We start from the raw sequence: 6,931 nt of genomic DNA, 5'->3' as shown, positions 1-6,931 counted from the left end.
TGCGAGGTTGACCTGTGCGTCAGCCAAGGTGACCTGCCATGGGTGCTGTCCCTTCGGTGCGGATCTGTGCGTTGCGGGTGGAGCAGGAGGGGACGGGGGACGGGGAGCCCGCGGAGTGTCGTCGGTCATGCGCCGCGGGAGCCGGAGGCCTCGGGGAGCGGCTTCCCATTGTCCTCCCCCCGGGACAGTGCCGGGGCAGGGGAACGCGGCCGGGTGGGCGTTTCGGTGCGGTTTGATCCTGTGGATAACCTCACTGCCCGAGATCGGCCGCGTATGCGGGCGCGGCGGGGTATCCACAGATCCAGGGCGTTGTCCACAAGTTGTCCACAGGTTTATCCACAGGATGGCAGATCTCTGTGCACAGTGCAGAGTTGTCCACAATTCGCAGGTCAGTGCGTGTGTGGGCGGGAGGGGTCGTGGGCTGCGAGTGGAGCGGGGCGGTGGCGTCAGAAGTTATCCACAGGCTGAGGTTATCCACAGGAGTGGGCGGGCGTGGAAGTCGCACGGACCTGTGGACAACAAGTTGTCCACAGGCTGGTGGGTCCCGGCGCCGGAGGGGCCCGGGGCCCGGGCGGCCCCGGAGGCCGGGCCGGCGCCGCCGCGGACGGGTCTGATTTGACCGCGACCACACCAGGTCGTATCTTCTTTATGCTTATGCCGACCATCCTGCCTGCGCACGTGTCGTCACGGTTGCGCGGCTGCGGTTCATGCACCCTGGGACCCCGCATATCCTGGGGGTCCGTCGTAGTACTTTCCTGACACGCCCCTGGAGCCAGTAGTGAGCAAGCGTACGTACCAGCCGAACAACCGGCGTCGCGCGAAGGTCCACGGCTTCCGGCTGCGCATGCGTACGCGCGCCGGTCGCGCCATCATCGCCTCGCGGCGCCGCAAGGGGCGCGCGGCGCTGACCGTGAGCCACTAGGCCACGCTCAGCCCCAAGTTCTCAGGGACCGGTCCGGCCTTCTCGCCGGCCGGTCCCTTTTTCGTGGGGAGAAGTCCCGACACCGGAGGAGCGCGGATGCTGTCGCCGAGGAACCGGATGCGCCACAGTGCCGAGTTCGCCTCCGTCATGCGCTCCGGCAGGCGCTCGTCGCGCGACGCCGTGGGCGTCGTCTACCTCGCGTCCCCGCCCGGAACCGCCGACCCGGCGGTTCCCGCGGACCCGCCGCGCGTCGGATTCGTCGTCAGCAAGGCGGTCGGGGGAGCGGTGGTGCGCAAGCGCGTCCAGCGCCGGCTCCGCCATGCCATGCGGCCCCTCTTGGCTGTTCTGCCAAACGGTAGCCTGCTGGTAGTGCGTGCCAAGCCCGCCGCCGCCTCCCTGCGGCAGGAGGACCTGGCCGCGCAACTCGACAGCGCGATCGCCGCGGTGGTGCGCCCCCGCGGACCGTCGTCGCGTCGCCGGCGCGGTCGCGGGGGAACCCGGCCGCCCGAGGCGGACCAGGCGAAGAGCGAAACAGCGGGGAACCGCCGCCCGGACGAGGGCGGAGAACGGTGGGCGAGCCGATGACCGAGCACAGACCGACGGCGTTCGCGCGTGTGCTGATCCTGCCCATCCGGGGCTACCAACGCTTCATCAGCCCGCTCTTCCCCCCGGTCTGCCGTTTCTACCCTTCGTGCAGCACGTACGCCGTCCAGGCGCTGCGGGTGCACGGAGCCCTCTACGGGTCGTGGTTGGCGATCAGGCGTATCGGCCGTTGCCACCCCTTCAACCCGGGGGGTCTTGATCCGGTTCCGCCGCCCAGGGGGCGCCGGAACGAGGAGTCCGAGGAGTCTACGGGCGAGGCCGGTCACGCCGGAACCGCTTCCGGGGACCAGTAGCTGAACCGAAGCAAATAGGAGTTGGCCGGTGCTGGACTGGCTTTACAACATCGTCGGCTGGATCTTGGTCCAGATCCACGCGGGTCTGACCTTCATCGGCCTCGACACAGACAGCGGTTGGGCCTGGGGCCTGTCCATCGTGCTGCTCACCGTGCTCATGCGGCTCCTGCTCGTCCCGCTGTTCGTCAAGCAGATGAACACGCAGCGGAAGATGCAGGACATCCAGCCGAAGATCATGAAGCTGCGGGAGCGCTACAAGCACGACCAGCAGCGGCTCCAGCAGGAGTCCATGAAGCTGTACCAGGAGAGCGGCACCAACCCGATCATGGGTTGCCTCCCGCTCCTCCTGCAGATGCCGGTCTTCTTCGCGCTCTTCAGCGTCCTGCGGAGCGTCGCCGAGGGCAACCCCCAGTACAACTTCACGCCGGAGCTCGTGGAGAGCGCGCGCCAGGCGCTCATCTTCGCGGCTCCGGTCGCCGCGCAGTTCAACAGCTCCCCCGAGGAGCTGACGGCACTCGGCGCCACCGACCCGATCATGGCCAAGGTCATCATCGCGATCGCCTGCGTGGTCATGGGGACCACGACCTTCCTCACGATGCGTCAGAGCATGAAGCGCAGCATCTCGCAGATGCCTGACAACCCCATGATGCAGACCCAGAAGATCATGATGTACATGGCGCCCCTCTTCGGGCTCTTCGGTCTGGCGATGCCCGTGGGCGTGCTCGTCTACTGGGTGACCTCCAACGTCTGGACGATGGTCCAGCAGCACTTCCTCTACCGGAACCAGCCCGTTCCCGGTCAGGCCGACGACAAGGCCAAGGGCGGCGCCTCCCCGAGCGGTTCCGCCAAGGGCATGCTGGGTCGAAAGAAGGCTGCCGAATCCGCTCCTGAGCCGAAGGAACAGCCTAAGATCGAACGCAAGCAGCCGAAGAAGCAGCCGCGCTCCAAGCGCTCCGGTGGCGGTTCCCAGTAGGGGCCTCCCGGCTTCGCGTCGGTTGCGGGGACTTTCGAGTGCGCAGGCGACAATGCCCCTGAGGCGTACGACGGCCAGGGCGTGATGGATGAGGAGACGGGATCGCTGTGGGCAGTAGCGAGGAAGAGAACGGTGGAGTAGCGGTGGCTGAGGCGCCTGAGGCCGGAGTCGACGTCGAGGCCCTGGAGAACGAGGGCGACATCGCCGCGGACTACATCGAGGGACTCCTCGACATCGGGGACTTCGACGGCGACATCGACATGGACGTCGAGGGCGACCGTGCGATGGTCTCCGTCGTGGGGGCCACCCTCGACGAGCTGATCGGTGAGGACGGCGAGGTGCTGGAGGCACTCCAGGAGCTGACCCGTCTGGCCGTCCACCGGGCGACGGGCGAGCGCAGCCGGCTGATGCTGGACATCGGCGGCTACCGCGAGGGCCGCCGCAAGGTGCTCTTCCAGATCGGGACCGAGGCCGCCGACAAGGTCAAGGAGTCCGGCGAGATCCACCCGCTGGAGCCGATGACCCCGTTCGAGCGCAAGGTCGTCCACGACGCGGTGGCCGCCGCGGGCCTGCGCAGCGAGTCGGAGGGCGAGGAGCCCAACCGCTACGTCGTGGTGCATCCCGCCTCGTAGGACGATCACCCCCGGGGGTGTCGGTGTTTCACGTGAAACACCGACACCCCTTCTCTGTGTCCGCCTCCTGTGTCCGCCTCCCGCGTGCGGCGGGCGGGCGCCCCGGGAGAGGCCGCCCCGGGGGCGGGGGCGCCCGCCGAGAGAGGCCTTCGGTCGCCTTGCGCGGCACCGGACCGCAGGGGGCGACCGGGAGGGGCCCGGTCGGGCGAGCGGGTATGTCGACACATCGACGGGCCGGGGTCGGCATGTCGCCGTGTCGATGTTTCACGTGAAACGCCGCGGGACAGGGAGCGGGGTGGGGGAGCGTTTCACGTGAAACACTTCCCCCGGGAGGCTTTCGGGAGAGTGAGGGCACACCGCGACACGCCCTCGGGGAGGGCGTCACGTGAAACCCTGGTGCCGCCCGCACGTAGGATCATGGAGGATCTTTTCTCACGCGCGCGGAACCGTGATCCGCAGCGCGCATCCCCCTCGCCGACCGATGCCGCGCCGCGCGCGGAGTCCCGGGTGCGGCGGACCGAGCATGGAAGTGACGATGGACGAGTTCCGACAGGTGGTGACCGATGACCTCGGATGTTGAGGAGCCGGGTGCCGCGCCACCCGCCCCTCCGGCACAGGCGGAGGCGGTCTTCGGTGACTCCCTGCCGAAGGCGCGGCGCTACGCCGAACTACTCGCCGACGACGGGGTGCGTCGCGGTCTGATCGGCCCGCGGGAGGTGCCCCGCCTCTGGGAACGCCACCTCATCAACTGCGCCGTCGTGGAGGAACTGATCCCCGAGGGCGCCGAGGTCGTGGACATCGGCTCGGGCGCCGGCCTCCCGGGGCTGGTGCTCGGACTGATGCGCCCCGACATCCGCATGGTCCTCCTGGAGCCGCTGCTGCGCCGGACGGTCTTCCTCGACGAGGCGGTCGAGATCCTGGAGCTGTCCAACGTGGTGGTGCGCCGGGGGCGGGCGGAAGAGGCCCACGGGCAGCTGCTGACCGACTTCGTGACGGCCCGTGCCGTCGCGCCCCTGCCCCGGCTCGCCGGCTGGGCCCTGCCGCTCCTGCGCAAGGGCGGCAGCCTGCTGGCCCTGAAGGGGGAGCAGGCGGAGGCCGAGCTGGCCGCCGGCCGCGAAGACGTTTCCCAAATGCGGCCGAGCGTTAGCGATGTGATCAGGGTGGGGCGGGGTAAAGTCGATCCCGCTACCACGGTCGTTCGCGTCACGGTGACATCCGACGGTGGTCCGCCCGCGTCAGCAGGTTCCCAGAAGGCGCGGGGCGGCAAGAAGAAGCGCGGACGGAAGAGGTGAACTCATTCGTGCCCCAGAATCCAGCCGACAACGCCGATGTTTCACGTGAAACATCCCCGGGCGCCTATGGAGACCTGCTCGGTGATTCACGTGAAACACCGGCCGGATCCAACTACGGCGTCCCCGACACCCCCCTCGCCCGAGCGGCCCACGCGGCCATGGCGGTTCGCGGGCACGACGAGGTCTGGCCCCGCCCGGCGGCCTGCCGGGTGATCGGCGTCGCCAACCAGAAGGGCGGCGTCGGCAAGACGACCACGACGGTGAACATCGCCGCTGCCCTGGCGATGCACGGGCAGCGGGTCCTCGTGGTCGACCTCGACCCCCAGGGCAACGCCTCCACGGCCCTCGGCATGGAGCGCGACACGCAGACCCGCTCCATCTACCACTGCCTGGTCGAGGACGAGGAGATCCGCAAACTGGCCCAGCCGGTCCCGGACATCCCGAACCTGTGGTGCGCCCCGGCCACCATCGACCTGGCGGGAGCGGAGATCGAACTGGTCTCCCTCGTCGCGCGCGAGGCCCGGCTCAAGCGTGCCTTCGCCGCGTACGACACGTCGGACCTGGACTACATCCTCATCGACTGCCCTCCGTCGCTCGGCCTCCTCACGGTCAACGCGATGGTGGCGTGCGACGAGGTGATGATCCCGATCCAGTGCGAGTACTACGCCCTGGAGGGTCTGGGGCAGCTGCTCCGCAACGTGGAGCTCGTCCAGTCCCACCTCAACCCGGGGCTGGCGGTCAGCACCATCCTGCTGACGATGTACGACGGCCGGACCCGCCTCTCGCAGCAGGTCGCCGACGAGGTGCGCTCGCACTTCAAGGAGACCGTCCTGGACACCCTGATCCCCAGGAGCGTGCGCGTGTCCGAGGCGCCGAGCTACGGCCAGTCGGTGATGACCTACGACCCGGCGTCGACCGGGGCGGTGGCCTACCTGGAGGCGGCTCGCGAGATCGCCCACCGGGCGCGGGCGATCGCCGGCTGACGCCGGATGTTTCACGTGAAACACGGTCTCCGCCCGCCCGGTGGGGCCGGGCGGAAAGTTCACAAGGAGTGTGGAGGGAGTTGCCGGTGAGCCAGCAGCGGCGCGGTCTGGGCAAGGGACTGGGGGCGCTGATCCCGCAGGGGCCGCCCGCCCCCGCCCCGGCGGAGAGAGAGCGGGAGACGGCACCGCCGCCCGCGCCGGAGCCGGTGGAGGTGCGTGACACGACAGCGGCGCCCGGCCCGGCCGAGATGCCGGACGGTACGTACCTGGAGGAGGTCAAGCTCTCCGACGTACGGCCCAACCCCCGTCAGCCCCGGAAGTACTTCGACGACGAGGCACTGGAGGAGCTGCGGGAGTCGATCGTCGAGGTCGGCCTGCTCCAGCCGGTGGTCGTGCGCAAGCTGCCGGTCGGGGCGGAGGTCGGCTTCGAGCTCATCATGGGGGAGCGGCGGTTCCGGGCGAGCAAGCTCGCGGGGCTGGAGCGCATCCCGGCGATCGTCCGCAGGACGGACGACGACGAACTGCTCCGTGAGGCGCTCCTGGAGAACCTCCACCGGCAGCAGCTCAACCCCCTCGAGGAGGCGGCCGCGTACCAGCAGATGCTGGACGACTTCGGCACCACCCAGGCGGAGCTGGCCCACCAGGTCGGCAAGTCGCGCTCGCACATCACCAACACCCTGCGCCTGCTGAACCTCCCCGGCAAGGTGCAGACGCGCGTGGCCGCCGGGGTGCTCAGCGCCGGACACGCGCGGGCGCTGTTGGGGCTGGAGGACCCCGAGCTCCAGGACCGGCTCGCGGCCCGCGTCGTCCAGGAGGGGATCTCGGTCCGCTCCCTGGAGGAGATGGTCTCGCTCCGGGAGGCGCCGGACGACGACCGGCCCCGGAGGGCCGCGGAGCGGATCGCCACCCCGCCCCAGGTGGACGAGTGGGCCACGCGCCTCTCCGACCGCTTCGACACCACGGTCAAGGTCCAGATGGGCCGCAAGAAGGGCAAGATCGTGGTGGAGTTCGCGACACCGGAGGATCTGGCCCGCATCATCGAGCAGATGGACGTGCAGAACCCCTGAGCGTCCCCGGGGTGATGGTCGGAGGCGGTGTTTCACGTGAAACACCGCCTCCGACCCGTCCGACCTCCGGGGCGACGGTGCGTGTTTCACGTGAAACGCGCACCGTCGGTGCGAAGCCGTCAGAGGTCGTCGTGGCGCCCCCGGGAGGGGCGCACCCCGGGTCCTG

The 6,931-nt window shown here is 69.6% G+C and carries 8 protein-coding genes; all 8 read left to right on the top strand.

What is annotated here, in order from left to right:
- Positions 1-778 precede the first annotated feature (778 nt).
- Positions 779-922 carry a 50S ribosomal protein L34 gene (gene rpmH, locus ACQPYD_RS32910; RefSeq protein WP_013155858.1) on the top strand — a complete coding sequence of 48 codons (144 nt, stop codon included), beginning with the start codon at positions 779-781 and terminating at the stop codon, positions 920-922.
- Positions 923-1,018: 96 nt separating this feature from the next.
- Positions 1,019-1,507 carry a ribonuclease P protein component gene (gene rnpA, locus ACQPYD_RS32905; RefSeq protein ID WP_433699220.1) on the top strand — a complete coding sequence of 163 codons (489 nt, stop codon included), beginning with the start codon at positions 1,019-1,021 and terminating at the stop codon, positions 1,505-1,507.
- Complete coding sequence (gene yidD, locus ACQPYD_RS32900) at positions 1,504-1,818, top strand: membrane protein insertion efficiency factor YidD (RefSeq protein ID WP_267947354.1); 315 nt, start codon at positions 1,504-1,506, stop codon at positions 1,816-1,818. Before rnpA ends, yidD begins: the two co-directional genes overlap by 4 nt.
- 28 nt (positions 1,819-1,846) lie before the next feature.
- A complete protein-coding gene (yidC, locus tag ACQPYD_RS32895) occupies positions 1,847-2,791 on the top strand; it encodes a membrane protein insertase YidC (RefSeq protein ID WP_433699219.1) in 945 nt (314 codons plus the stop codon).
- Between the two features lie 143 nt (positions 2,792-2,934).
- Positions 2,935-3,423, top strand: a complete 489-nt coding sequence (locus ACQPYD_RS32890; RefSeq protein ID WP_267947352.1) for a protein jag — start codon at positions 2,935-2,937, stop codon at positions 3,421-3,423.
- A gap of 563 nt (positions 3,424-3,986) precedes the next feature.
- Complete coding sequence (rsmG, locus tag ACQPYD_RS32885; protein WP_433699218.1) at positions 3,987-4,715, top strand: 16S rRNA (guanine(527)-N(7))-methyltransferase RsmG; 729 nt, start codon at positions 3,987-3,989, stop codon at positions 4,713-4,715.
- A 158-nt stretch (positions 4,716-4,873) separates the two neighbouring features.
- Complete coding sequence (locus tag ACQPYD_RS32880) at positions 4,874-5,698, top strand: ParA family protein (protein ID WP_267947350.1); 825 nt, start codon at positions 4,874-4,876, stop codon at positions 5,696-5,698.
- Positions 5,699-5,784: 86 nt separating this feature from the next.
- A complete protein-coding gene (locus tag ACQPYD_RS32875; protein WP_433699217.1) occupies positions 5,785-6,765 on the top strand; it encodes a ParB/RepB/Spo0J family partition protein in 981 nt (326 codons plus the stop codon).
- Positions 6,766-6,931 lie beyond the last annotated feature (166 nt).

It is taken from the genome of Nocardiopsis sp. CA-288880 (assembly GCF_050955985.1).
Taxonomy (GTDB): domain Bacteria; phylum Actinomycetota; class Actinomycetes; order Streptosporangiales; family Streptosporangiaceae; genus Nocardiopsis; species Nocardiopsis tropica.
The sequence above is the reverse complement of the archived record's forward strand: the minus strand, read 5'-3'. Positions and strand labels throughout refer to the sequence as shown.

What these genes read in the sequence shown, in the direction of transcription:
- ACQPYD_RS32880 (WP_267947350.1), top strand. Translation starts at nt 4,874, where the DNA reads ATGGCGGTTCGCGGGCACGACGAGGTCTGGCCCCGCCCGGCGGCCTGC.
- yidD (WP_267947354.1), top strand. Translation starts at nt 1,504, where the DNA reads ATGACCGAGCACAGACCGACGGCGTTCGCGCGTGTGCTGATCCTGCCC.
- rnpA (WP_433699220.1), top strand. Translation starts at nt 1,019, where the DNA reads ATGCTGTCGCCGAGGAACCGGATGCGCCACAGTGCCGAGTTCGCCTCC.
- rsmG (WP_433699218.1), top strand. Translation starts at nt 3,987, where the DNA reads ATGACCTCGGATGTTGAGGAGCCGGGTGCCGCGCCACCCGCCCCTCCG.